The sequence below is a fragment of the Weeksella virosa DSM 16922 genome, assembly GCF_000189415.1.
In the GTDB taxonomy this organism is placed as follows: domain Bacteria; phylum Bacteroidota; class Bacteroidia; order Flavobacteriales; family Weeksellaceae; genus Weeksella; species Weeksella virosa.
Genome location: NC_015144.1, coordinates 1,910,082 through 1,934,510 on the forward strand (window position 1 = coordinate 1,910,082; position 24,429 = coordinate 1,934,510).

Here is a 24,429-nt window from a genome sequence, read left to right on the forward strand (position 1 = left end):
GCAAAGATTGTTCTAATCTTGAGGAAATTCTATACGCAATTGTTCGCCATATAGTTTGTTGTGGTCTAGATTACTTAAGGAAATTCCGATAAGTCGTACAGGTCGAAAAGGAGTATAAGCTTCTTGCAATAACTCTAAAGCTGCTTGCTTGAAAAGTTGAGCATCTTGAATTGAAAATAAAAACGTTTTACTTTTTGTGCTCACTTGAAAATCATTGAACTTCATTTTCAGGGTAATTGTTCTACCATACGTTTGGTTTTTCACAGTCCACATCCACACTTCTTCGATCATCGGAATAAGACGTTTCTTCAGTTCTTGTAGATCATTCAAATCGGTAACAAAGGTATTTTCTGTCCCGATCGATTTTCTGATGCGATGACTTTTCACTTCTCGGTGGTCAATTGCACGAGCGATATTGTAATAATACAAACCCGATTTTCCGAATTCTCGAAGGATTTTTTCCAATGAAAGTTTTTTTAGGTCTTTCCCTGTTTCTATATTCATCATCCGCATCCGTTGTGCAGTCTGTTTCCCAATTCCGTAAAATTTTTCGATAGGTAATTCTTCTACAAATTTTTCGGCCATTTTGGGTGTGATGACAAACAAACCGTCTGGTTTACGATAATCGGATGCAATTTTGGCTAAAAATTTATTGAAAGAAACGCCAGCCGAAGCAGTGAGCTTTGTTGTTTCTTTTATTTTTTGTTTAATTTCTTTGGCAATCGTCGTAGCATATTCGATATTCGGGTGATTATGAGTTACATCTAAATACGCTTCATCCAGTGATAGTGGCTCGATTAGGTCAGTGTATTCTGCAAAAATTTCTTTTATTTGATTCGAAACTTCTTTGTATGCAGCAAAATTTCCTTTTACAAAAATAAGTTGTGGACATTTTCTCTTCGCTACAGCAGAAGGCATGGCAGAACGTACACCGTATCGTCTAGCTTCGTAGCTTGCTGTAGCTACAACTCCACGATCAGAACTACTCCCGACAGCAATGCATTTGCCACGAAGTTCTGGGTGATCTCGCTGCTCAACCGATGCATAAAATGCATCCATATCGATATGGATAATCTTCCGAGTCACTAATTCAGTTGATTCTTTTGTATAAATTCTTTTAGATTATTTTTATCAGCCACTATCGTAATATAATCCCCAGTATAGATTGGGATATTACGGTCTGGATTATAAATCATATCTCCATCTTTTCTTTCTATCGCTACTACTAATCCGTTGGCATTGTCTTTTATCCAACCTACATTTTTGCAATTTTCTGCAGCTAAATCAGTTGGTACAGATATTTTGTCTATAATAACATTGAGTTCGGTAGAAGGTGTTTCTGCTTGTATAATTTGTTCGATTGAATTGATGTAATTCTCAAAGCCTTGTATTTGCTCATCTGTACCGATAATGCCAATGATATCATTAGAGAACAAAACATCGTTGCTTTTGGGTATTGCAATAGTATGATCTCCTCGTTTGATGTAGGCAATATTGATATTGAAGCGTTTTCGCCAGTTTAAGGTTTCTAGAGTTTTGCCGACAAAATCGATATGTTTTGGTAAGGTAATTTCGGATATATGGGTGTTATCCCACGTATGTTGGTAATGGTTTGTGTTATCTATTTTTTCTTGTTTTAGTCTTTCTTGTTCTTGGTTTTCACGTTCATTCAGATTAAAAATAAAATGAGATGTAAAGGTTTTATAATAATTTCTAAGTCCAGGACTGACTGTATAAATAATTACTGGTAAAAGGATTGTCAAGATAATTCCGATCAATACATTGCTGAAAAATTGGTTATAAATAAACAATATTAGCACGATAAGAATAATACTTCTGATTATAGTAATGATAAGAATTGGTCCTCTGTTATAGGTTGATTGATTCCATAATTTATATAATTCTTTGTTAGATGGCCGATCGCCTAAAATTGCCCAAAGAAATGGACTAGAAATCAATAAGCTTAATACAAAAGCTATAATATGCGCAACGTTTGGTTTTGTATAATCATACAAATAAAGTAAGATATAATACTTGATACTTAAAGTAATCGCAATAATCAATACAACATTGATAATGATAGTGAAGAATGTTTTTTGGAGATTTTTCTTCCAGCTTCCTTCGTCTTGGATATGTTGCGTATCCGATGAATATTTAGAGATAGCAAGTAGAATATTTTTGGGTAGATGCTTTTCTAAATAATTGTAGGTTGGCTCGGATAGTTTTATCAAATAGGGCGTTGTAAAAGTTGTAACTGCAGATACACCTACTGCAACAGGAAAAAGAAAATCACTTGTTACGCCCAAGGTTAGTCCCAAGCCGGCTACGATAAAAGCAAATTCACCAATTTGTGCCATACTCATTCCTACCTGTACAGATTGTTTTAGGGGTTGTCCTGATATTAAAGCACCTAAATCAGTGAATAATAATTTGCCGAAAATTGTTAAAAGCGTAACGATAAAAATTGCGCCTTTATATTCGTACATAGAACTTGGGTTAATCATCATTCCGATAGAAATAAAGAAAATCGTGGCAAATAGATTTTTTACAGAGGCAATAGTGGTATTTATTTTTTCTGCAAAAACCGTTTCTGCTAGAATGGATCCCATAACGAATGCTCCCAGTTCGATTGAAAATCCTGCTAAATCTGCAATATAAACCATGCCGAAACACAATCCTATCGATAGGATTAAGAGGGCTTCATCATCGAGATGTTTTTTCACATTTCGCAAAAGACTGGGGATAAGGAATATTCCTGCTACAAACCAGAGGACTAAGAAAAATAATAAATTAACAAAAGAAGAGAGCATCTCTGTTCCGTCGAACTGTTGACTAACAGCTAAGGTTGAGAGCATTACCATGAGTAAAATCACTACAATGTCTTCTACGATAAGTATACCAAAAACAACATTGGCAAACTTTTTTCGTTTTAATCCCAATTCTTCAAAAGCTCGGATGATAATTGTGGTAGATGAGCTGGCTAATAGCCCACCCAAAAATAAGCTATCCATTTTGCCCCACCCCATGGCTGTACCTACGAAATACCCAACCATAAGGATGAAAACAATTTCTACTAAAGCTGTAATGGAAGCAGCACCGCCAACTTTGAGTAGTTTTTTGAAACTGAATTCTAATCCTAAACTAAAGAGCAAAAAAATTACGCCAATTTTAGCTAATATTTCTACATTTTCTGGATCTGTAACATTCGGTAAATATTGAAAATAAGGGCCAACCAAAAAACCTGCAATGATATAGCCTAATACTAAGGGTTGATTGATTCTTTTGAATATCAGTGTAGTAATGGCGCCCGTACATAGTATGAGTGCTAAATCTATTATAAGTTTAGGCAAATGACCTTCCATAAATAAAAAATTAAATTTTCGTGAGTTTTGCTAAAAAAGAAAATTCATCTTCTAAAATAACTTCTGAATAGAAATAGTTGTTATAAGCAGCATTTTCTAAAGTATTTTTGTCTAAATATAACCAAGGAAAATTCTCCTTCTGATTACCATAATGGACAGTAAATTCTACTTCTCCATAGTATTTCTTAGAAAAAGGCAACTCGTATTCATTACCCAAATCTTGGTTATACATATAGAGAATATCTGTGCTATCAAGAAAAATAGAGCCTTCTGGTGATAATAATTGATGAAGTTTCTGTAAATGAAAATCAATAGCATCTAGACTTCTGAAAAGTCCAGAACCATTCATCATTAACAAAATTGTGTCAAAAACTTCATTCGACAATTCCATATAATCCATACAAATTACTTTTCTTACGCCTCTGTTTTTTGCAACCTCGGTTGCATTCCTAGAAATATCAATTGCCGTAACATCCAAGTGGCGCTCGTTTTGCAAATATAAACTGTGAGAACCAGTACCACAGCCAATGTCTGCTACTTTTCCATATGCTAATTCTAGAGCTTTTTGTTCTAATTTGTTCATCTGTTCATAAGAACGAAATAAGATTTCCATCGGGAAATCATCCATCTCAGAAATGTTCGTTTCTGTTCGTAGCATTCCTTTGCTTTTATGCTCGTAATAATCTTTTATGGCTTGCCCGAATAAATCTAGCATGATTTGTTTTTTATAGAATTGATAATTTGTTCTGCGTGTATTCTAGAGTTTTCTATGAACCAAATATTTGTTTGTAGACCTCCACAAACGACACCAGCTAAAAATAATCCATCGATATTTGTTTCCATAGTTTCTGGGTTATAGCTAGGGGTTTTTAGCCCATCGGTACTCAACTCAATGCCAATATTCTCGAGCAAAGCAAAATTTGGTTGATAACCAGTCATGGCCAAAACAACATCATTTTTCAGTTCTATTATCTCCTTCGGCGTATGGATCAAAACCGAATTCTCTTTTACTTCTTGCAAAGTAGATTCGAAATGTGCTTTGATAGAACCTTCTGCAATACGATTTTCTATATCGGGCCTTACCCAGTATTTTAAACTATTGGTAAACCCTTTTCCGCGAATTACCATAGTCACTTTTGCACCTTTTCTATAACACTCCAAGGCAGCATCCACAGCAGAATTATTCGCTCCAACCACAACTACATTCAAAAAAGAGTAGGGGTGAGCTTCTTTATAGTAATGATGAACTTTTGGCAAATTTTCACCAGGAATATTCATCAGAATAGGATGATCGTAAAAACCTGTAGCCAAAATTACATGTTTACATTGGTAGGATGTTTTCGAGGTCTGAACCTGAAAGATATTATTTTTTTTCTTGATGTCTTCTACCTCTTCATATAGATGTAAATTAAATTGATGATAGCGATGAATATTTCGATAATATTCGAGTGCTTCTTGACGCCCTGGCTTCGGAGAAATACAATTAAACGGTATCCCGCCAATTTCTAGTCGCTCTGCTGTCGAAAAAAAAGTCATATACAAAGGATAATTGTATAAACTATTGGTCAAAGTTCCTTTTTCTAGAACAAGATAACTGAGATTATTTTGTTTGGCTTCTATTGCACATGCAAGACCAATTGGGCCAGCACCTACAATGATTAGGTCATATACATTTGTCATGGAACAAATTTACAGAAATGTTTGCTGAAATGCTTAATTGGAGGTAGGAAACCTGAAAATAAATTAACAAATTTGTCAAATCGAAATATTCTTAATAATTTTGTCTAACATTTTTGTTAATTACTAAATAATGAAAGATCAAACCGAAGAAATTATAAAAAACACTGCCAAACGAATGTTTTTTGGTGAAGGAAAATTTCATGCCACTACCCAAGAAATTGCCGATGAAGCGGGAGTTAATAGAACCCTGATAAACTATTATTTTCGATCGAGGGATAATTTATTCGAGATTATTTTCAATGAAGCTCGGATAACAAATATCAATAAAACGAATGTGATTGCTGATAATACACTAGATTTTAGAGAGATGGTAGCCGAGTATATTGATGAATCTCTATCAATTGCTTTACAATTTCCGTATCTCGAAATATATATCGTGACGCAGATGAACAATAAAATTTGTTATTCGCAACCCGATCATGTAGAAGAAATGACTACTATGTTTCTGCAAAGAGTAGAAGAAGAAATGGAAAAAGGAACTATAGCCAAAATGGAGCCGATTCAGTTTTTATTAAATATGATTTCTCTTATCAATTTTCCTTTATCAATCCGACCGTTACTTCAGCATTCGTTGCACATAACAGATGAAGAATTCGAGAGGATTTTATCAGAAAGGAAAGAAATTATTCTGCAAACTCTTTTCCAATCATAAACAAAAAGATGCAACAAATCAAATCAACAATAGTAAGTGTATTTTTCTTGTTTTTTGGACATGTCCAAGCACAAGAACCCGTTTCTTTAGAAGAAGCAATTACGTATGCTCTAGAAAATAAAGCCGATGCAAAACGAGCAGATTTGGCCATAAAAAAAGCCGATTTCAAAATAGATGAAGCACGGGCAGGAGCTTTACCACAAATCAAAGCGAATGCTGGTTTGCAATATAATCCGTTGATACAAGAAACTTCGTTGAGTATGAATGGGCAAACAATGGTGATAAAAATTGGTCAAACCTGGAATGCGAATACTGGGATTAATGTCTATCAAACCATCTTTGATCAACGCGTTTTTACTGGGTTGAAAGCTGCAAAATCTACTCGAGAATTCTATCAGATCAATGCAGATCTTACCGATGAGCAAGTCATAGAACGAGTGGCTACTGCGTATTATCAGGTATTTGTACAAGAAGAAAAACTAAAAACTATTGATATTAGTTACGAGAATACCAACCGTGTTCGTGAAATTATCAAAAGTTTGGTAGAGAATGGATTGGCAAGACCAATCGATCTCGATCGAATAATGGTACAGTTGAACAATATTTCTTCGGCAAAACAACAATTGATCAATGCTGTAGAAATTAGTAAAAATGCACTGAAGTTTTATATGGGATATCCTATCGATCAAACAATAGTTTTAGAAGAACAAGCGATAGAGACCAATCCGCTCTTGGTAAGCGAAGAAGCAATTGTAGAAAACAGAACCGAATATCAATTACTGAGTAAACAAAAAGAATTGTTGGGCTTTGCCAAAGAAGCCGAACGAGCAAATTTGTATCCTACGGTAGGTTTATCAGCAAACTATGGTTACCAAGGTTTTGGTGATAAGTTTATGTTTTCTAAAGAATTTATGTGGTCGGATATGGCAACATTGGGTATCAATGTTTCGATTCCGATATTTACAGGAGGATCTACAAAAGCAAAAATTCAACAAGCAGAAGTGGATTTACTCGATATCGAAGAGCAAATCAACGAAACTAAATTAGCTCTCAGTCTAGAATATCACAATGCAAAAGCACAGATAGAAAACGCAATACAAAGCGTTGAGATCCAAAAAGAAAATGTTGCTTTGGCCGAAAAGGTTCTGAGCAATACGCAAGCCAATTATCAGCAAGGTTTAGCATCTCTTACAGAAATTATCGATGCCGAAAATGCATTGACCGATGCAAGAAATAATCATTCGAACGCATTGCTAGAGTATAAAATTGCCGAAGTGGCACTTATCAAATCAAAAGGAGAATTACACTCTCTAATTTCATCATCAAACTTAAAGTAATCATACCGTGAAAAAAATTATAACTCTTCTCATCGTGGTAGCCTTATTAGCTGGAGGCGCATATATTATTTACCACAATAAACAAAGTAAACAAAAAGAAATCGCTTTGGTAACCGAAAAAATCGATCAGATAAATGTAAATGTAACCTCGGTAAAATGGACCAATCTGGTAGATGACTATCGATCGAATGGAAATTTCGAGCCAATACAAGAACTATCTTTCCCTTCGGAAATTGCTGGTCGTGTAACGCGGGTTTTGGTCGATGAAGGGAGCTACGTGAAAGTCGGGCAAACCTTAGCAATCATCAAAAAAGATCAGATAGAGGTTGATCTTACGCAAGCTCAGAATAATTTGCAAAATGCGATAATAGATAATCAACGGTACGAGAATGCTTATAAAACTGGTGGTGTAACTAAACAACAACTGGATCATTCGCGTTTACAGTTGAAAAATGCACAAGCAGCAGTAAAATCATTAGGTTTACGAATTTCTGATACCAATGTTCGCGCAACGATATCGGGAATTGTCAATAAAAAATACATAGAACCAGGCTCGGTTGTAGGGCCAGGAACACCGATGTTTGATCTGGTGAATGTTTCTCGATTAAAACTCAAAGTTATGGTCGATGAAAGCCAAGTTGCTAAACTAAAAGTCGGGCAAACAATTCCGATTAATGTAAGCGTATATCCTGATAAATCGTACGTAGGAAAAGTGAAATTTATAGCACCAAAAGCAAATGGAGCATTAAATTTCCCTGTTGATATCGAAGTAAATAATGACGGAAGTCTAAAGGCAGGAATGTACGGAACGGCAATTTTTTCTGACTCAGAAAATCCGCTCGATGCAAAACCAATGTTAACCATCCCGATGCAAGCTTTTGTAAACGGAGTAAGCTCTAATCAGGTCTATATAGTTGAAAATGGAACAGCAAAATTGATCAATGTAGTTTCTGGTAGAATAATCGGAGATCAGGTAGAAATAATTAGCGGTCTGAAAGAAAATCAACAAGTTATCACCAGTGGGCAGATTAATTTGGTAGAAGGAGCCAAAATAAAAATCATAAACTAATGATATGAAAATAGCAGAACTATCTATAAAAAGACCATCACTCGTTATCGTACTTTTCACCTTGTTAACCTTAGGTGGAATTTTGAGTTATAACATGATGGGGTACGAATTGATTCCGAAATTTGATGTCAATGTCATAACCATTTCTACGGTTTATCCAGGAGCATCACCAAACGAGGTAGAAAATTCGGTTACTAGAAAAGTAGAAGACGCCATTGGTTCATTAGAGAACATCAAAAAACTAGAGTCGATGTCGTATGAAAGTCTTTCGGTGGTAATGATTCAGCTGAATGATGGCGCTGATACCGATTATGCACTCAATGATGCACAACGGAAAGTAAATGCCATTTTAGCAGATTTACCCGAGGATATAGACCCGCCGTCGCTTAATAAATTTTCGTTAGACGATTTGCCAATTATTACCATGAGTGGAATGGCCAATCTCAACGATACCCAACTCTACGATTTGTTGGACAAAAAAGTAGAGCCGATCCTTTCTCGGGTAAATGGAGTGGCAGAAGTTACGTTGGTCGGAGGGCAAGAAAGAGAAATCCAAGTTCGGTTAGATGCTAAAAAACTAGAAGGTTATGGCGTGTCTGTTCCTCAAGTACAACAAGCCATATTGTCTTCGAATCTAGACTTCCCGACCGGAAAGGTGAAAACAGATAAATTGACCTCTACGATTCGTTTATCGGGTAAATATCAATCAGTGAACGAATTAAGTAATTTGGTTATTGCATCGAGCAATGGAATTCAGATTAGGTTATCCGATATTGCAACTGTTTACGATGCTCAAAAAGAAATAGAAAAAGTCGCTCGTTTTAATCAACATCCTACCATTTTCTTACAGGTAAAAAAACAATCAGATGCCAATGCGGTAGAGGTATCAGAATTGGTACGTAAGCAGATGTACGAAATTATGGAAGAATACAAAAACGAAGGTCTACAGCTAAACATTGTAAACGATACATCAACCTTTACCTTAGAAGCAGCCAATAGTGTTTTGTTCGATTTAGGAATGGCGATTTTTCTTGTTGCAGTGGTAATGCTACTTTTCTTGCACAGCCTTCGCAATGCATTTATTGTCATGGTAGCGATTCCTGTTTCGTTGATTTCATCTTTCATCGGTATGGAACTTTTGGGCTACACACTCAACCTGATGACCTTGCTAGGGTTGTCGCTTGTGGTAGGTATTTTGGTAGACGATGCAATTGTTGTGCTCGAGAATATATACCGACACATGGAGATGGGAAAATCCCGAATTCGCGCCGCCTATGATGGGTCAAAAGAAATTGGGTTTACTGTAACCGCCATTACACTAGTTATCGTGGTAGTATTCTTACCAATTGCTTTGAGTTCTGGCTTGGCAGCTAAAATTTTAGCTCAATTTTGTCTTACCGTTGTTATAGCCACATTGTTTTCGTTGCTTTCTTCCTTTACTATAATTCCTTGGTTATCATCTCGATTCGGTAAATTAACAAAGTTAACAGGAAAAAATATATTCGAAAAATTTATACTTTGGTTCGAACATCAATTGGACGCCTTTACTCATTGGATTTCTGATTTATTACGTTGGTGTTTACAATCAAGATCTCACAAGATATTGACAGTAGCCATTGCTATTGTCTTATTTTTCTCCTCATTTTTGTTGGTAATATTTGGTTTCATCGGGAGCGAATTTATGCCAAAAACCGATCGCGGCCAATTCTTGATACAAATAGAGCTACCTAAAGATCAATCCTTAGAGCAGACCAACCAAAAAGTAATCGAAGTTGAGCGTTATATCCAAAATAAAAAAGAAATTGTGGATATGATTACAACCGTCGGGCAAATGTCTACAGGGTTTGGAGCATCGCAAGCGACAGCATATCAGGCAGAAATCCAGATTATCCTAACCGATAAATCAGAACGATCAGAAAGTACAGATGTTTTTGCTGCAAAAATGAAAAGAGAATTACAAGAAAATTTTGTAGGTGTAGAATTCAAATCAATTCCGGTCGGCATAATGGGGGCAGAAAATGCACCATTAGAATTGGTGGTAACAGGAAATGATATAGAGCAAGTATATAAACAAGCAAATAAATTGAAAACGATGTTGCAAAAAATTCCAGGTGCAATCGATGTAAAATTATCTTCAGAAGACGGAAGTCCCGAGATCAATGTTCAGGTAGATCGCGATAAAATGGCTGCTTTAGGACTGAATCTTGCTACGGTTGGACAGACCATGCAGACAGCTTTTTCAGGTAATAGAGATGGCAAATTTCGAGATGGTGAGTACGAATATGATATCAATATCCAATTTAATGATTTCGATCGACGAACCATAGACGATGTACGAAACATGACTTTTACCAATCCACAAGGACATAACATTCGATTAACCCAATTTGCCAATGTCGAGATGAGTTCTGGCCCAAGTTTCTTAGAGCGTCGAGACAAAGCACCTTCTGTAAAAGTACAAGCACAAGTTGTAGGAAGACCGGTTGGTGATGTTGCTGCTCAATGGCAAACACAGTTTGATGCAGAAAAGAAACCTGTTGGTATGAAATATATTTGGTCTGGCGATATGGAAAACCAAGAGGAAGGTTTCGGTACTATGTTGATTGCATTAGCTGCTTCGGTAATTTTGGTTTATTTATTAATGGTTACGCTTTACGATAGTTTTGTTCATCCGTTTGTGGTTCTATTTTCTGTTCCGCTTTCTTTGATAGGGGCTTTGTTGATCTTGGCCATGACAGGAAATTCTTTGAATATTTTTACCATTCTAGGAATCATTATGCTAATCGGATTGGTAGCGAAAAATGCTATTCTTTTAGTAGACTTTACAAACAGTAGGATTGCAGAAGGAGAAACTACCTACCAAGCATTAATAGACGCCAATCATGCAAGATTACGTCCCATTATGATGACTACCATTGCAATGGTTTTTGGTATGTTGCCGATTGCCTTGGCAAAAGGTGCTGCAGCCGAAATGAATAACGGTCTTGCATGGGTAATTATTGGTGGTTTGATATCTTCTTTGTTTCTGACCCTTGTTGTGGTTCCGGTAGTTTATTCTCTTTTTGATAGCGTAATGAACAGAATTTTCAAAGGCAAGAAAATAGATTATGAAGCTGAAATGAAGGCAGACTATACACCCATAGAGTCAGAAAAGTACTGATTTTTTTTAAGGTAATAAAAAAACGTCTTGTTTATAGCAAGACGTTTTTTATTTTTTGGATTTAACATTATTCATTGTATCGAGCAGTTATAAAAATATTATTCAGACTTCGGAGTATAGAAAAATTCTATCATTACATTTTGCTTGAGAAGTATACTAAAAAAAAACCTCTCTAAAAAAAGAGAGGTTTCACTATGCTTTGTTTATGTTATCGATTATTCGTTAGGAGATTGATGATCATTTCTTTTCGGTTTTTCTGTACGTTCAGGCTTTGGTAATAAAGCTTTACGAGATAATTTCATTTTCTTTTTATCATCATATCCTAAAAATTTCACCTGAATTTTATCGTTTATTCCTAATGCGTCTTCTACTTTTTCTAGACGTTTATGCTCGATTTCCGAAATATGAACTAAGCCTTCAATACCCTTAGAAATCTCAACGAAAGCACCAAATGGTTTAATCGATTTTACAACTGCATCGTATGTTGCACCAACTTCTGGTACGAAAGCAATTTGCTTGATACGTGCAATAACTTGGTCAATTTTTTCTTGGTTTACTCCATTGATTTCTACACGTCCAAAGTTTTCTTCTTCTGTAAGAACAATTACAGTATCTGTTTCTTTTTGCAATTCTTGGATGATTTTACCTCCAGGACCTATGACGGCACCAATGAATTCTTTCGGAATTTCCATTAAAGCAATCTTCGGGGCATTTGGTTTTAGGTTCGGACGTGGAGTAGCTAACGTTTCAGTCAACTTATCAAGGATATGCAAACGTCCTTCGCGAGCTTGCTCCAAGGCTTTTTCCATGATTTCCATCGATAAACCTTGGACTTTAATATCCATCTGGCATGCAGTGATTCCGTCTTTTGTCCCGGTTACTTTAAAGTCCATATCACCCAAATGATCTTCATCTCCTAAAATATCAGAAAGAACAGTCCATTTTCCAGATTTGGTATCGGTGATTAATCCCATTGCAATCCCCGATACCGGTTTTTTGATAGGGATTCCCGCATCCATCAATGCTAAAGTTCCTGCACAAACTGTAGCCATAGAAGATGAACCGTTTGATTCTAAAACTTCAGAAACCAAACGAATTACATAAGGATTATCTTCTGGAATCATCTTGGTTAATGCACGTTGGGCTAAATTTCCGTGACCTATCTCTCGACGAGATGTTCCGCGTAATGGACGTGCTTCACCGGTTGAGAAAGGAGGGAAGTTGTAGTGTAAAAAGAAGCGTTCTTCATGGTTTAGAACAACACCGTCTACTAAATTGGCATCACGCGACGATCCTAAGGTGAGGGCTGCTAATGCTTGAGTTTCTCCTCTGGTGAAAACAGAAGAACCATGGGCACCTGGTAAGATGTCAACCTCTGTCCAGATTGGACGGATGGTTTTTGGATCACGACCGTCTAAACGGATTCCTTCTTCTAGGATTAATTGTCTTACAGCTTCTTTCTGTACATCGTGGAAGTATGTCTTAACAAATGGTGTAACACGGGCCAACTCTTCTTCATCCTCCTCATATTGAGCTAAAAATTCTTCAACAATTGCTTCGAATTTGTCGTTTCTTTCATGTTTATCAGAAGGATGTTTTGCGATATCATAGTATTTTTGATAGCCAAAATTCCATACTTTTTCACGGATTTCTTCATCGTGATTTTCGTGAGAATATTCTCTTTTAGGAAAAGATTTTCCTACTTTTTCGGCTAATCTTTCTTGGGCTTCGATTTGTTTTTTGATTTCTTCGTGAGCGAATTGGATGGCATCTAGCATTTCTCTTTCAGAAATTTCTTCCATTTCACCTTCTACCATTACAACAGATTCTTTAGAAGCTCCAACCATGATATCGATATCGGCTTGTTCTAATTGTTCTCTAGATGGGTTAATCATCAACTCTCCGTTGAGACGGATCACTCGAGCTTCTGAGATCAACGTGAAAGGTATATCTGTAATGGCAATTGCTGCAGATGCAGCTAAACCAGCCAAAGCTTCTGGCATTACTTTTTCGTCGTATGAGATAAGCGAAATCATGACTTGTACCTCTGCGTGGAAATCTTCAGGGAACATTGGTCGTAATACGCGGTCTACTAAACGCATAGTGAGTACCTCATCATCCGATGGTTTTGCTTCTCTACGAAAAAAGTTTCCTGGGATTCGGCCACCGGCATAGAATTTTTCTCGGTAATCAACGGTAAGTGGTAGAAAATCTACTCCTTCATTGGCCTCTTTATTGGCTACCACTGTTGCTAATAACATGGTGTCGCCCATGCGAACAATGACAGACCCGTCAGCTTGTTTTGCGTATTTACCGGTTTCGATTGAGATTTCTCTTCCGTCTTGAAGAGTGATTGTCTCGGTGATTGCTTTTGGAATCATTCGTTTGTTAAAAATTTTTAATTCGTCTAATTGTTAAGACCGTGTGCCTTAACATAAAAAAATATATGGTTATAAATGTATTACTTTCTTTTGTAATATTGTTCTTGTAAAAAGAAAAAAGGCAATTAAAAAATTGCCTTTTCTTGTTTTTGGATAGATTATTATTTACGAATTCCTAATTCGGCAATAATATTACGGTAACGTTCAATTTCCGTTTTCTTCAAATAATCCAATAAAGCTTTACGTTTTCCTACTAATTTCACCAAAGATCTCTCTGTATTGTAATCTTTATGATTTTTTTTCAAGTGTTGAGTCAGGTGGTTAATTCTGTACGTGAATAATGCAATCTGACCTTCTGGTGATCCGGTGTCTTGAGCAGATTTTCCATGTTTTGCGAAAATTTCGCTTTTTACTTCTTTTGTTAGATACATTCCAATATTATTTAAATGATTATTATGTATTGAGGTGCAAAAGTATGATTATTTTTTGGATAATTAATAAAAAAATGTAATTTATTTTTCTTCTGTAATATGGCTTAATGTTCTTTTCTAGAATTGTTTTGGCTTAGTAAACTGTCTCGATGGATGTTTACTGAGTAGGTAATTATATGAAAATAATTTTGTTAAAAATTTTTATGCCATTTACGTAGAAAAGCAAAGCCAAGAATAGTAATTTTTGTAAATCGACTAGGGTGTTACTATAAAATATTTTGCACTATAATTTTTTCATATGATACCTGTACAGTAATTCATTAGTTTAGCTCTAGCCAACGCATTTCTTTTTCGTCGATTTCTTGGATGATTTTTTCTAATTCATTACTGATTCTAGTTATTTCTTCATAGGTTAAATCTGGAGTAGATAGTTGATTGGCGAGCTTTTCTTTCTGTTCTTCTAAAAAAGGTAGACTTGCATTGATCTCTTCTAGTTCGCGTTGTTCTTTATAGGATAATTTACGTGGCTTGTCTGTAGCAATCTTTTCTTCGGTTTTGGGTTTGCTTTCTTTTGTCTCTTTCTCCACCGTTTGAGCGCTAAGTTTTGCTCTGTTTTCGATAAAATACTCGGTATAATTACCCATATAACGACTAATTTTTCCTTCTCCCTCGAAAATCATTAGTTCATCTACTACTTTATCCATGAAATAGCGGTCGTGAGAAACCACTAACAAACTACCTTGGAAATCGTGTAAGAAATTTTCTAAAACTGTTAAGGTTGGTAAATCTAGGTCGTTAGTTGGCTCATCTAAGATTAAAAAATTCGGATTAGGGTAGAGAATTGCCAATAATTGTAAACGTTTTTTTTCTCCACCGCTAAGTTTGCCAATTTGTGTATGTTGTTGTTCGGGTGAGAAAAGAAACATTTCTAAGAATTGTTCGGCTCTCATTTGTTTTCCGTTGGCAAGCGGGAAGAAATCTGCAATGTCTTTTATAAATTCGATAACGCGCTGCTCGGGATCAAAATCGATTCCGTCTTGCTTAAAGTGGCCAATTTTTAAGGTTTCTCCTCGTTCGATACTTCCAGTGTCTATAGCTTCAGTTCCCTCGAGTATTTTGATAAAGGTAGTTTTCCCGACACCGTTTTTTCCTACCAATCCTATTTTGCTACCACGAGCAAAAATATAGGAGAAATTATCGAGTATTTTTTTATCTCCGAAAGCTTTCGAAACTTTTTCCATTTCTACGATTTTCTGTCCTAATCGTGTCATTACCATTTCTAGTTTCAGTTCTTGGCTCACGATTTTTTGTTTTGCTATCGATTCGGTATCATAGAAAGAATCTATTCTACTTTTCGATTTGGAGGTTCGGGCTTTTGGTTGTCTTCTCATCCACTCTAGCTCTTTGCGGTACAGATTTTTAGCTTTATCGATATTCGCATTAAGATTTTCTATTCGGTGAGCTTTGTTTTGGATATAGGTTTCGTAATTCCCTTGGTGTACATAGATGGTTTTATTTTCTAACTCGAGAATTCTGGTGCAGACGGCATCTAGAAAATAACGATCGTGTGTAACCAAAATAAGGGTTTTGTTTTCTTTATTCAAGAAATATTCTAACCATTCTACCATCTCGATATCGAGATGGTTGGTTGGTTCATCTAAAATTAATAAAATATAACCGCTCTCGAAACTAAGGTCGATAAGAAATTTAGCTAATGAAATTCTTTTTCTTTGTCCACCAGATAGTTGACCTATTTTTTGGTCTAAAAAATCTATTTTTAGTTTGGATAGGATTTCTTTCACTTTTGGCTCTACCGACCAGGCGTCCATCAAGTCCATTTTCTCTAAAAGGGTAATCAGTTCTGGGCTAGATGGGTTGTTTTGGATAAGGCGTTCGTAGTCATGAACCAAATCCAACACTTCATTCGAGTGATTGAAGATATAATCTTCGGCTAATAAATCTTCCTGAAAATCATCCGACTGTTCGAACATTAAGATTTTCACATCTTTAGCAACCTTTACTTCTCCGGAATCGGGCGTGTCTTTGCCCGCCAAAATTCTCAATAGAGTAGATTTTCCACTTCCGTTCTTTGCTACAAAAGCTATCTGATCTCCTTGGTTAACATGAAAATTTACATTCTGAAATAAAGTACGAATGCCATATGATTTGGTGAGATTTTCTACCGATAAATAATTCATGTATTTTTAGTTAGATTATTCTTTGATGATGTTTTCTTCTGTTGCTTGGATTTTTCTAGATTTCTTTACTTTCTGAATTTTAATGGTTAGGATGAGCAAAGATAATACAAAACATATTCCTCCGATGATGGATAAATTTAGGATATGAGGATGAATTAGATTGATATCTCCTTTATTGATGAACAGAATCCTGAAAATCTTTAGATAATGGGTGAGTGGTATTGTATCGGCAATCGCTTGAATCCAACCCGGCATTTGGCTTATTGGCCAGGTGAAACCACTGAGAATGAAGCTTGGTGTGGCTACAACCATCAAAACCTCTGTGGCTTTTAATTGGCTTGGTAATAGGATACTGACTAAAATTCCCATGAAACAAACGGATAGAATAAAGACAACCGAACTCCAAAAAAATGGCCAAAAACTTGTATCTAATTTCATATCATACCACAGTCCATACCAATAGTAAAGGATAAAAATAAAAACCGACATAAAAACATATGGGAAGGTTTTAACAAAAATTAGCGTCAATGGATTGGATGATTGCTGTACAAGTTCTGGAAAAGTACCACGTTCGAATTCAGCCGCAAAGGTGAGTGCTAAGCCTAAAAGTAATACCTGTTGCAAAACAGTCAGCAAAACCCCTGGCAACATGAAGTAGAGATAATTACCGCTTCGGATATTTTGTTTAATCATTGTTGATTTGAAAGGCTCGTAGCTTTGGATTGCCTGATATTCGGGCACTCCTTGTTTACGCATGGTTTCTATAGTGATACCAGCTTTCATGGTAGAAAGCACCGTGGTTACAGCAATGGCTGCAGTATTCGAGGTCAAGGTATTAGATCCATCGACAAAATATACAATTTCGGGAAGTTTTTTTTGTTGTAAATCAGCCTGGAAATTTCTGGGTATCATTACTACTACATCCGATCCTATTTCGAGTGCTCTATTTTTTGTATTGAAAGCAGAAGGAAGGACTTCGACAACTTTCACCGATTCGTTTTCATTTAGCATTTCGATAATTCGATGGCTTGTCGTTGTATTGTCTTCATCTACAACAATGATTGGTAAATCGGTAACATTACCTTTTTTATACACATTTCCTATCAAAATCCCATACATTATAGGTGCTCCTAAAAAAAGAATCGGCAGAACAGGGTCTGTGAAAAAAAGTTTGAATTCTCGAAGGATTAAACGAAAAATAGTTTTCATAAGTTTATTGATCGTTCAAATTCAACAATACATTAGTTTTGCTAAGAATTTGCATCGCTTGTGCAGGATTAACAGGAACGACTTTTATCTCGTATAGCGTTTGTTGCTGATCGAAGTCTGGGTAAGCTGTCGATATATTTGCATATGCACTGAGGGCTTTTATTGACACAATTTTTGATTTTATTTTTAGGTTGTTTTTATATGGAATTGTTACAACAACAATTTGATTTTTTGATAATTGTCCTATTTTGTTTTCAGGAATCGTAAATCGGAAATAGGTTGTATAATCTAATATTCCATTCGCTATTGAATAACCAGGCAAAGCCAATTCCCCTATTTTCAGGTTGATCGTTTCTATGGTAAGATCTTGCGGCGCTCTGATATATTTCTCTTGTTCAGCAACATCTACTTCTTGCAAAGCTCCTAAAGCTCTCTCTTTTTGTCCTAGGGCCATTTGCTGCTGCTCTATACGTGCTCCATTGATGGCATCGGCCAATTCTGCTTGTGCTGCCAAGTATTGGTTTTTTGCACCTTGATATTTTGCATACACTTCGTCATAAGTTTGTTGAGAAATAAGGCTATCACGAAGCATATTGTACATCCTTTGATTCGATTTTTGGGCAAAGTCGTGTTGTTCTTTCAAACCTGCAACTTTAGCACGCAATTGTTTTATCTGATTATCAGTTGCACCTTTTTTAGCCATCTCATATTGTGCTTGTGCCGAATTTACAGCCCCTTCGGCTTGGCTTTTTTTGGCGTCTACTTCTGGGATTTCTAAGATGAAAAGTAAATCACCTTTTTTGTAGCTCACGCCTTCTTCGGCTAAAATTTTTTCTACTTTTCCCGGAACTTTTGTTACGACCGAAATCTGGTCTCGCTCGGTTTTTCCTTGGAATAGATTATACTCTTCTTTGGCTTTTTTATGGTCTGATTTGCATGCTGAAGAAAATAATAATCCACTGATAAATAAGGGGGTAAGTATTCTGTATTTCATGCTAGTTAGTCTAAAATTTGATGTAATAATTGTCCTGCTGTTTGTAATAAATCGTAGGTATATTGACGTTGATCGACCAATTGTGTATAATAACTTAGATTTGCTTTATAAAAGTCATTTTCGGCTGCCAAACGTTCCGTTACATCAATCAAACCTACCTGAAATCTTTTTGATGCAATTTCTAAATTCTGATTGGCAATGACTTGTTGTTGTTCTTTTACCTTTAGTTTTTCTACTGAGGTTTCGTAATCTACTTTATTTTTTTTGAGTAAAAGCTTTAATTTTTCTTCGGCATCTTTGTATTTGTTTTCTTGCAATAGAAGATCGATTGTTGCTTGTTGTACTTTGTTTTTGTGTTGATTTCCGTCCAAAATATCCCATTTTGCACCTATACCAATCATAAAGTTAGGAAACAAAGAAAAATGATTCAACTTTAGCGTCAAATCTCCAGAAGAAGTAATGTCTTTTAGCACCGTTTTACTCCCAAACAGCGAGGTGTAATTAACGCCAGCAAAGGCAAAAACTTGTGGTAGTTTGCCACCTTTTTCTTTTTCTATCAAAAACTCCACTGCATTTTTGGAGTGCTGTAGAGCGCTGAGTTCTTTTTTTTGTGATAAATCGTATTCTTGATGAAAAATAGACAGTTCTTGCAAGGGGTATTCTATTGTATGCAATTCGTCTATGGTAAGATGTGTTAACATTTCGAGCTTATCATACAGTAGTCGTTTAGAACCATTGAGTTCGACTTTTTTAGACTCTAACTCTAACATAGCAAGTTTTATTTTTTCTCGGTCATAGGGTATAGCCAGTCCGTTTTGTATGGCTCGTTGAACTTTTAGTCGTTCTTTGTCTAATCGTTCCTGAGAGTTTTCAATAAGTTTATCTACTTGTTCTAGCAGCATTAGCTGATCAAAGGTAGACAATACTTCTTTGGCAATTTCTTCTTTGCTAGATTCTGCTAAATCTTTTAGTGCCAGACTTTTAGCTTCTAAAGCTTTGATGCCATTGGTTACTTGTAAACCCGAAAAAATAACTTGCGATCCCATAACGCCAATGTGTGCAAGACCGCTGGAGGTATTGAAGCGTTTATCTTTGTCGAAAAGATCAGTATTAATGATGTTCAAATGACGAGTAGGAGCGTCTACGATACCTGAAGCATTGAGATAAGCAGCCCCACCCAAAGCATTAACGTGTGGAGATAGTATACCTTTAGTTTCGAGAATTTGAAAATCGTTTTTTTGCACCTCGAGCTGTTTGTTTTTCAGCTCGTAATTGTTTTCTATTGCGGCAATCACAGGTTTTTTTAGTTGTGGATTGATTAATTCTTGTGCTTGCAATCCGACAGAAAGCAAAAGTGGCAAAAGATATAGTTTATAGGTCATACACATGGTACTTAGAAGTATAAATTATACAATCATCGACACGAGCAAAAACCAAACCGAATTCTTTAGTGTTGCTGTTTTGCTACGGATTACTGATATTATTCAGGGTTTGGTCTAGCGAATTGTTGATTGCTCTTTTGATTTTTTCTTTTTCTGTAAGAGAAGAATCAGAAGTGTCTAAGTACTGTGTTCCACTGAGAGTTTCTTTGTATTTTTCTTTGAGGGTTTTTCCATCCAAAACTTTTACGTCGATATAGGTTTGTCCTCCTTTGGCCGAATTGTTATTTTTTTCTGTAGGATTGTTTGTCTGTGCAATACCAGATGTCACGTCAATAATCAACAAATCATCGACAGCATATTTTTCAGAAATATTGTTGAGGTCTGTTTCATGATCATCTTGAATGAATAGGTATGATTTTTTATGTTGATCGAGAAAAGATGAAACTACTGATTTTATTTTTTCTTTCTGAGAATATTCTTGACTAAATTCTTGTAATGTTTTTTGATGTTCTTTGGTCGCGGTTGAGGTTTTTTCTTCGAACTGATGCGTTTGGGTCTTAAAAACTCCCAAAGGATTGATGTTTAAAATGACTCCTAATTTCCCATGACTTTCACTAAAGATATCTTCGTCTAATGAATCGAATTTATGCATTACCGCTTCCATTTCTCTTGCATTAGCAGTTGTTTGTAACTCTTTTTTACAATTTGTAAATAGCAGTATAAATAAAGTAAGTGTGATAATATTTTGAGTTTTCATAGACTAGTTTTTCTTATAAAAATACTGAATATTTGAATACAATTATCAATTATATTCTATCTTTTCATTAAATCTGTGTTTTATTTTGTTGATTTTTATGTAATTAGATGTAGTTTAATGGTTATGGCTTTCGGATTTCGAGTTTTTTACTGTTTTAGTTTAATTGTTCGCGATGGTATTGCAAGCTGCCTAAGAGTTTATTCTTTTATGGTCGCTAGGGTAAATCTTGCGGCAATCGAATTGCCTGGCGTCTGTCTAAAATATTTTTATCTAAAATGCTAATCGTGGTGAAATTATCTTTGGTAATTAGGAGGATGGAAAAGAAAGGTTTCACTTTTTTTATAGAGGAAAATCAAAATTATTATCACCTATTTTATTTCGCCGCTAAAATTCGTTTGGTTATACGATGATAATCATTACTAATATCGTACATATTCTCGATAAGATCATTCACCGCTTGCGATTCTTGATCTGTTTTCATTTCTTCTACCAGCGGAATGTTTATTTCTATCTGAGAATATTTTAGTTGGTTGTTGTATGGCTCGAACAGGCGAATTGTTTGCAAGATTTGAGCCAATGTTTTGCGGATAATTTTTATTTGGTCTTCAGTCAACTCATAACCATGATTTTGTTTTAGAATAGATTTGATACCGGTTGCATACGATGTAAACATGTGGTTGAGTATGGTAAACTGGTTGAGGTCTTTTACGATTACTTGTTTACCTTTTGGCTCAGAAATCATCCTCTGGAAAGTGGACGTAATTTCGGCCATTCTAATGAAAACTTCTTTTCTTGCCAATTTATAATCCGTTTCGTTGACTTCATTTTTTAGTAAGCGCGCATAGATATAGTATAAAAAATTGTAATTGGCAATCAAATTACTGCGGATATTCTGATGCAAATTGGCACTTTCCCAATTTGGTAAAATTACATAGCTCGATAGGAATGCTAAAAATCCTCCGATAAATGTATCCATCAAACGCTCTTGAATAATTAGAATCGAATTCAAACCCGAAATCAAACTAAAAGACAACATAAGATAGGAGGTCAAGAACATGGTACCAATTACGTATTTATGACGAATAAATGTGTAGTTGAGTAGCATTAAAACAATCATTAATATATAGAGTATCAGTTCGTTATCGATTAAAATTATAATCAATACTCCGATTATTCCTCCTAAAATTGTACCTTCTATTCGCTGAAAGTTTCGTTTTTTTGTTACGCTGAAACCTGGTTTCATGATCACAATAATCGTCATAATCAACCAATAAGTATGAGTAGAAGTAGGTAAAGTAAAAGTAATTAAATAGCCAATTAACACCACTACTGTTAGGCGAAGTGCATGCCGCATATGCGTAGATTTCAACGTAATATTGTCGAGTAATTTTCGTAAACGAAAATCTTGATTCGGACGAAATTGCTCGTAATGATCCAAGGGATTTTTTTTGTTTTCATTGAACTCTGTCGAACGCGTGAATCGATAAATATACTTCACTTTAGAAACTACATTTTTTAGGTTGACATAAATTCTCGAAAAAACATAAATATTGTGTCCTGCTTTTTGTAGTTCATCGATTTCGTTGCTAAGTTTCTCTAGTTCTTTATCCAGGTTGATGCGTTCTTTCGGTAATTTATTGGCATTGATACAATAAGCAATATAGTCTAATTCGTTGGCGATTCTATTGAGTGCTTTGTAGATAATCTTCATGATCTTTTGATCATGATAGTCTTTGCGCATTTTCACCATATCGTAGTGCGAGCTGCTCACAATCTCGAAAAGATCGTTCATGTCAGAAAAAATAAATACAATAGAACGACCAATCGAGGTGGTATCTTTCACCAATTTTTTGTCGGCATATATCAATTCTCTCACCAAGTTTTGCTTATCATTTACATCGACTTGCTTTTGGAGTAATAGGTTTATTTTTTCGTCTAAATCACTATCAACATCATAAAAAGATGCTTTTATCCTCACATAATCAGCAACTTGTAGCATGCATTCTGATAGCATTTGTTGCGCCATTCTGTATGGTCTGAATTTTGAAATCAGTAAGCTAACCGTGGTGTACCAAAGGGCTCCAGAGGTAATTATCAATGCATATTCAATCGGGTTAAAGCCTAAATCACGAAATGTATTCATGTTGAGCACCATTGCCATCATTGCAGCTTGCCCCACAGAACTTGCTCTTTGTCCGAAAACCGCCAACATACTCATCAAAAAACACACTAGACACAAAGCAATCCCCATCATGATCGGCAACATATTGAGGCTTTTGGTTACCGCAGTTATGAAAAAAATAAGCAAACAAGTAATGAAGAGTGTATTTCTTCTTTCTCTAAAAGTTCCTGGGATGTCGGGTATATGCACAAGAATTACCCCCAAACTCATAGAAACACCCAAATACAGCAGCCCAAAATAACTACATACCACAGGCGGTATGAGAATGCAGAATGAAGTTTTTACTCCGTCGGATAATGCTTCACTATACAGAAAGTTTTGGAGTTTGTTTTGGAGTTTCAATGGTTTTTATTTGTTGCAAAATTAGCAAAGAGTTCTATAATTTACCAAAAAGGCTACTTTTGTTCTACACGTTTTGTTAAGAAAACATCAAACCCTTCTACTGTCTGACAGAAAATTATGGTTTGATCACCGCCATCTTTTATTTTGAATTTCTTTTTTAGGTTATCTATTGATTGATTATAATTCCTTACCAGAACATTGGCTTTCTGACCAGTAATTTCTTTTTTAGGATTTTCTATTTTTCTGATAATTTCGAAAACTTTACCCGGAAAGTTTTCGATTATCTTTTCTGAAGTATATAAATGAGTATTTTGATGTAATTTATAGATAGGAAACCGTTGACTCAATAATTTAAAAGCACCAGCTTTCATGATTGCTGCATTTGGTTCGTAAAGGTATTTTTGCGCCTCAGATAATTGGACTCGAGTGTTGGGCTCCTCTTCATACCAATAGCAAAACTTCTCTTGATTGGTTTGTAAGTTAACACAAACGATTTTTGGGTTATTATGATTTGTATTTCGGTCGAGATAAAGCAATAACTCTTTCATCTCATTTTTCACGGCTACTAAATGAATTTCTTTTATATGTTCTACCTGAATAATCGTAGCAGAAAGGTCGAGTAATGGTGAAAGTTTCACCATCAACTGATTGGTTCTTGTCCAGAAATCACTTAAATAGTCTAAAATATTTGGTTCTAATTCTTTTAAAATAAACTTTCTACCAATCGAGTTTCTACGAGCAGGATCAAGGTAAATACAGTCGAACTGCTGTTGTGGGAAGCGAGAAAAATAGGTCTGAAAATCGCCTTCGAAACATGCTAGATTTGCTTCTAGCGTATGAGCGTTGCTTGCAACAATTTCACTTAGACTTTGATTTTTTTCTACATGAATTACTTTCTCAAATGTAGAAGAAAAAGCTAAACTATCCATTCCGAAACCTGCCGTCAAATCGATAATATTCTCTCCCTTTACCAAGGATGCTTTATAGTTCGCTGTTATTTCTGAACTTGCTTGCTCTAGGTTAATGGTAGGAGGATAATAAATACCTGGTGTATGAAAAAGTAATGGGAATTTTTTTTGAGCAATCTGTCTTCCCTTCAATTGTTGTGCAATTTCGGCAGCAGAAATCGATGGGAATGGGGATTTGCTCAACGATATTCTCTGATGATTCTCGTGATGAATGGATGCTAAATATCGCTGGAATTCTGGATCTAAGATGGTCTTGTTCACCTCC

The 24,429-nt window shown here is 35.6% G+C and carries 17 protein-coding genes; 4 read left to right on the forward strand and 13 right to left on the reverse strand.

Annotation, left to right across the window (positions count from 1 at the left end):
* Positions 1-12 precede the first annotated feature (12 nt).
* From dinB to WEEVI_RS09255, 4 genes are read right to left on the reverse strand one after another with little or no spacing between them, the layout of a single operon-like run.
* Complete coding sequence (gene dinB / locus WEEVI_RS09240) at positions 13-1,086, reverse strand: DNA polymerase IV (RefSeq protein ID WP_013598873.1); 1,074 nt, start codon at positions 1,084-1,086, stop codon at positions 13-15.
* The gene (locus tag WEEVI_RS09245; RefSeq protein ID WP_013598874.1) at positions 1,086-3,362 is read right to left on the reverse strand and encodes a cation:proton antiporter; all 2,277 of its coding nucleotides are present in this window, start codon (positions 3,360-3,362) and stop codon (positions 1,086-1,088) included. Before WEEVI_RS09245 ends, dinB begins: the two co-directional genes overlap by 1 nt.
* Positions 3,363-3,372: 10 nt before the next feature.
* A complete protein-coding gene (locus tag WEEVI_RS09250; protein ID WP_013598875.1) occupies positions 3,373-4,077 on the reverse strand; it encodes a class I SAM-dependent methyltransferase in 705 nt (234 codons plus the stop codon).
* Entirely contained in the window at positions 4,071-5,042 is a 972-nt protein-coding gene (locus WEEVI_RS09255) for a YpdA family putative bacillithiol disulfide reductase (protein WP_013598876.1), read from the reverse strand. The genes WEEVI_RS09250 and WEEVI_RS09255 overlap by 7 nt, the downstream gene beginning before the upstream one ends.
* 130 nt (positions 5,043-5,172) lie before the next feature.
* Here WEEVI_RS09255 and WEEVI_RS09260 point away from each other — a divergent pair, with 130 nt between their 5' ends.
* The 4 genes from WEEVI_RS09260 to WEEVI_RS09275 are packed head-to-tail and all read left to right on the forward strand — an operon-like array spanning position 5,173 to position 11,320.
* Positions 5,173-5,754 (forward strand): TetR/AcrR family transcriptional regulator, encoded by a 582-nt coding sequence (locus WEEVI_RS09260; RefSeq protein WP_013598877.1) that lies wholly within the window; start codon positions 5,173-5,175, stop codon positions 5,752-5,754.
* 8 nt (positions 5,755-5,762) lie between these two features.
* A complete protein-coding gene (locus WEEVI_RS09265) occupies positions 5,763-7,091 on the forward strand; it encodes a TolC family protein (RefSeq protein ID WP_013598878.1) in 1,329 nt (442 codons plus the stop codon).
* Positions 7,092-7,098: 7 nt separating this feature from the next.
* Positions 7,099-8,160 carry an efflux RND transporter periplasmic adaptor subunit gene (locus WEEVI_RS09270; protein ID WP_041942151.1) on the forward strand — a complete coding sequence of 354 codons (1,062 nt, stop codon included), beginning with the start codon at positions 7,099-7,101 and terminating at the stop codon, positions 8,158-8,160.
* A 4-nt stretch (positions 8,161-8,164) separates the two neighbouring features.
* Positions 8,165-11,320, forward strand: coding sequence for an efflux RND transporter permease subunit (locus WEEVI_RS09275; RefSeq protein WP_013598880.1), 3,156 nt, complete (start codon positions 8,165-8,167; stop codon positions 11,318-11,320).
* Positions 11,321-11,535: 215 nt separating this feature from the next.
* On the opposite strand, the gene WEEVI_RS09280 is transcribed toward WEEVI_RS09275, so the two are convergent.
* The 9 genes from WEEVI_RS09280 to WEEVI_RS09320 form a co-directional block, all read right to left on the reverse strand.
* Entirely contained in the window at positions 11,536-13,701 is a 2,166-nt protein-coding gene (locus WEEVI_RS09280) for a polyribonucleotide nucleotidyltransferase (protein ID WP_013598881.1), read from the reverse strand.
* 161 nt (positions 13,702-13,862) lie between these two features.
* The gene (gene rpsO, locus WEEVI_RS09285; protein WP_013598882.1) at positions 13,863-14,132 is read right to left on the reverse strand and encodes a 30S ribosomal protein S15; all 270 of its coding nucleotides are present in this window, start codon (positions 14,130-14,132) and stop codon (positions 13,863-13,865) included.
* A gap of 320 nt (positions 14,133-14,452) precedes the next feature.
* Positions 14,453-16,330 carry an ABC-F family ATP-binding cassette domain-containing protein gene (locus WEEVI_RS09290; RefSeq protein WP_013598883.1) on the reverse strand — a complete coding sequence of 626 codons (1,878 nt, stop codon included), beginning with the start codon at positions 16,328-16,330 and terminating at the stop codon, positions 14,453-14,455.
* A gap of 15 nt (positions 16,331-16,345) precedes the next feature.
* A complete protein-coding gene (locus tag WEEVI_RS09295; protein WP_013598884.1) occupies positions 16,346-17,539 on the reverse strand; it encodes an ABC transporter permease in 1,194 nt (397 codons plus the stop codon).
* Between the two features lie 4 nt (positions 17,540-17,543).
* Positions 17,544-18,533, reverse strand: coding sequence for an HlyD family secretion protein (locus WEEVI_RS09300; protein WP_013598885.1), 990 nt, complete (start codon positions 18,531-18,533; stop codon positions 17,544-17,546).
* Positions 18,534-18,538: 5 nt separating this feature from the next.
* Positions 18,539-19,915 carry a TolC family protein gene (locus tag WEEVI_RS09305; protein WP_013598886.1) on the reverse strand — a complete coding sequence of 459 codons (1,377 nt, stop codon included), beginning with the start codon at positions 19,913-19,915 and terminating at the stop codon, positions 18,539-18,541.
* Positions 19,916-19,997: 82 nt separating this feature from the next.
* Entirely contained in the window at positions 19,998-20,672 is a 675-nt protein-coding gene (locus WEEVI_RS09310; protein ID WP_013598887.1) for a hypothetical protein, read from the reverse strand.
* A gap of 373 nt (positions 20,673-21,045) precedes the next feature.
* Entirely contained in the window at positions 21,046-23,196 is a 2,151-nt protein-coding gene (locus WEEVI_RS09315; RefSeq protein WP_013598888.1) for an FUSC family protein, read from the reverse strand.
* A gap of 53 nt (positions 23,197-23,249) precedes the next feature.
* Positions 23,250-24,425, reverse strand: coding sequence for a THUMP-like domain-containing protein (locus tag WEEVI_RS09320; protein ID WP_013598889.1), 1,176 nt, complete (start codon positions 24,423-24,425; stop codon positions 23,250-23,252).
* Positions 24,426-24,429: the final 4 nt, after the last annotated feature.

Coding starts and splice junctions, on each gene's coding strand:
- WEEVI_RS09245 (WP_013598874.1), bottom strand. CDS start 3,362: ATGGAAGGTCATTTGCCTAAACTTATAATAGATTTAGCACTCATACTA.
- WEEVI_RS09250 (WP_013598875.1), bottom strand. CDS start 4,077: ATGCTAGATTTATTCGGGCAAGCCATAAAAGATTATTACGAGCATAAA.
- WEEVI_RS09255 (WP_013598876.1), bottom strand. CDS start 5,042: ATGACAAATGTATATGACCTAATCATTGTAGGTGCTGGCCCAATTGGT.
- WEEVI_RS09260 (WP_013598877.1), top strand. CDS start 5,173: ATGAAAGATCAAACCGAAGAAATTATAAAAAACACTGCCAAACGAATG.
- WEEVI_RS09265 (WP_013598878.1), top strand. CDS start 5,763: ATGCAACAAATCAAATCAACAATAGTAAGTGTATTTTTCTTGTTTTTT.
- WEEVI_RS09275 (WP_013598880.1), top strand. CDS start 8,165: ATGAAAATAGCAGAACTATCTATAAAAAGACCATCACTCGTTATCGTA.
- WEEVI_RS09280 (WP_013598881.1), bottom strand. CDS start 13,701: ATGATTCCAAAAGCAATCACCGAGACAATCACTCTTCAAGACGGAAGA.
- rpsO (WP_013598882.1), bottom strand. CDS start 14,132: ATGTATCTAACAAAAGAAGTAAAAAGCGAAATTTTCGCAAAACATGGA.
- WEEVI_RS09290 (WP_013598883.1), bottom strand. CDS start 16,330: ATGAATTATTTATCGGTAGAAAATCTCACCAAATCATATGGCATTCGT.
- WEEVI_RS09295 (WP_013598884.1), bottom strand. CDS start 17,539: ATGAAAACTATTTTTCGTTTAATCCTTCGAGAATTCAAACTTTTTTTC.
- WEEVI_RS09300 (WP_013598885.1), bottom strand. CDS start 18,533: ATGAAATACAGAATACTTACCCCCTTATTTATCAGTGGATTATTATTT.
- WEEVI_RS09305 (WP_013598886.1), bottom strand. CDS start 19,915: ATGACCTATAAACTATATCTTTTGCCACTTTTGCTTTCTGTCGGATTG.
- WEEVI_RS09310 (WP_013598887.1), bottom strand. CDS start 20,672: ATGAAAACTCAAAATATTATCACACTTACTTTATTTATACTGCTATTT.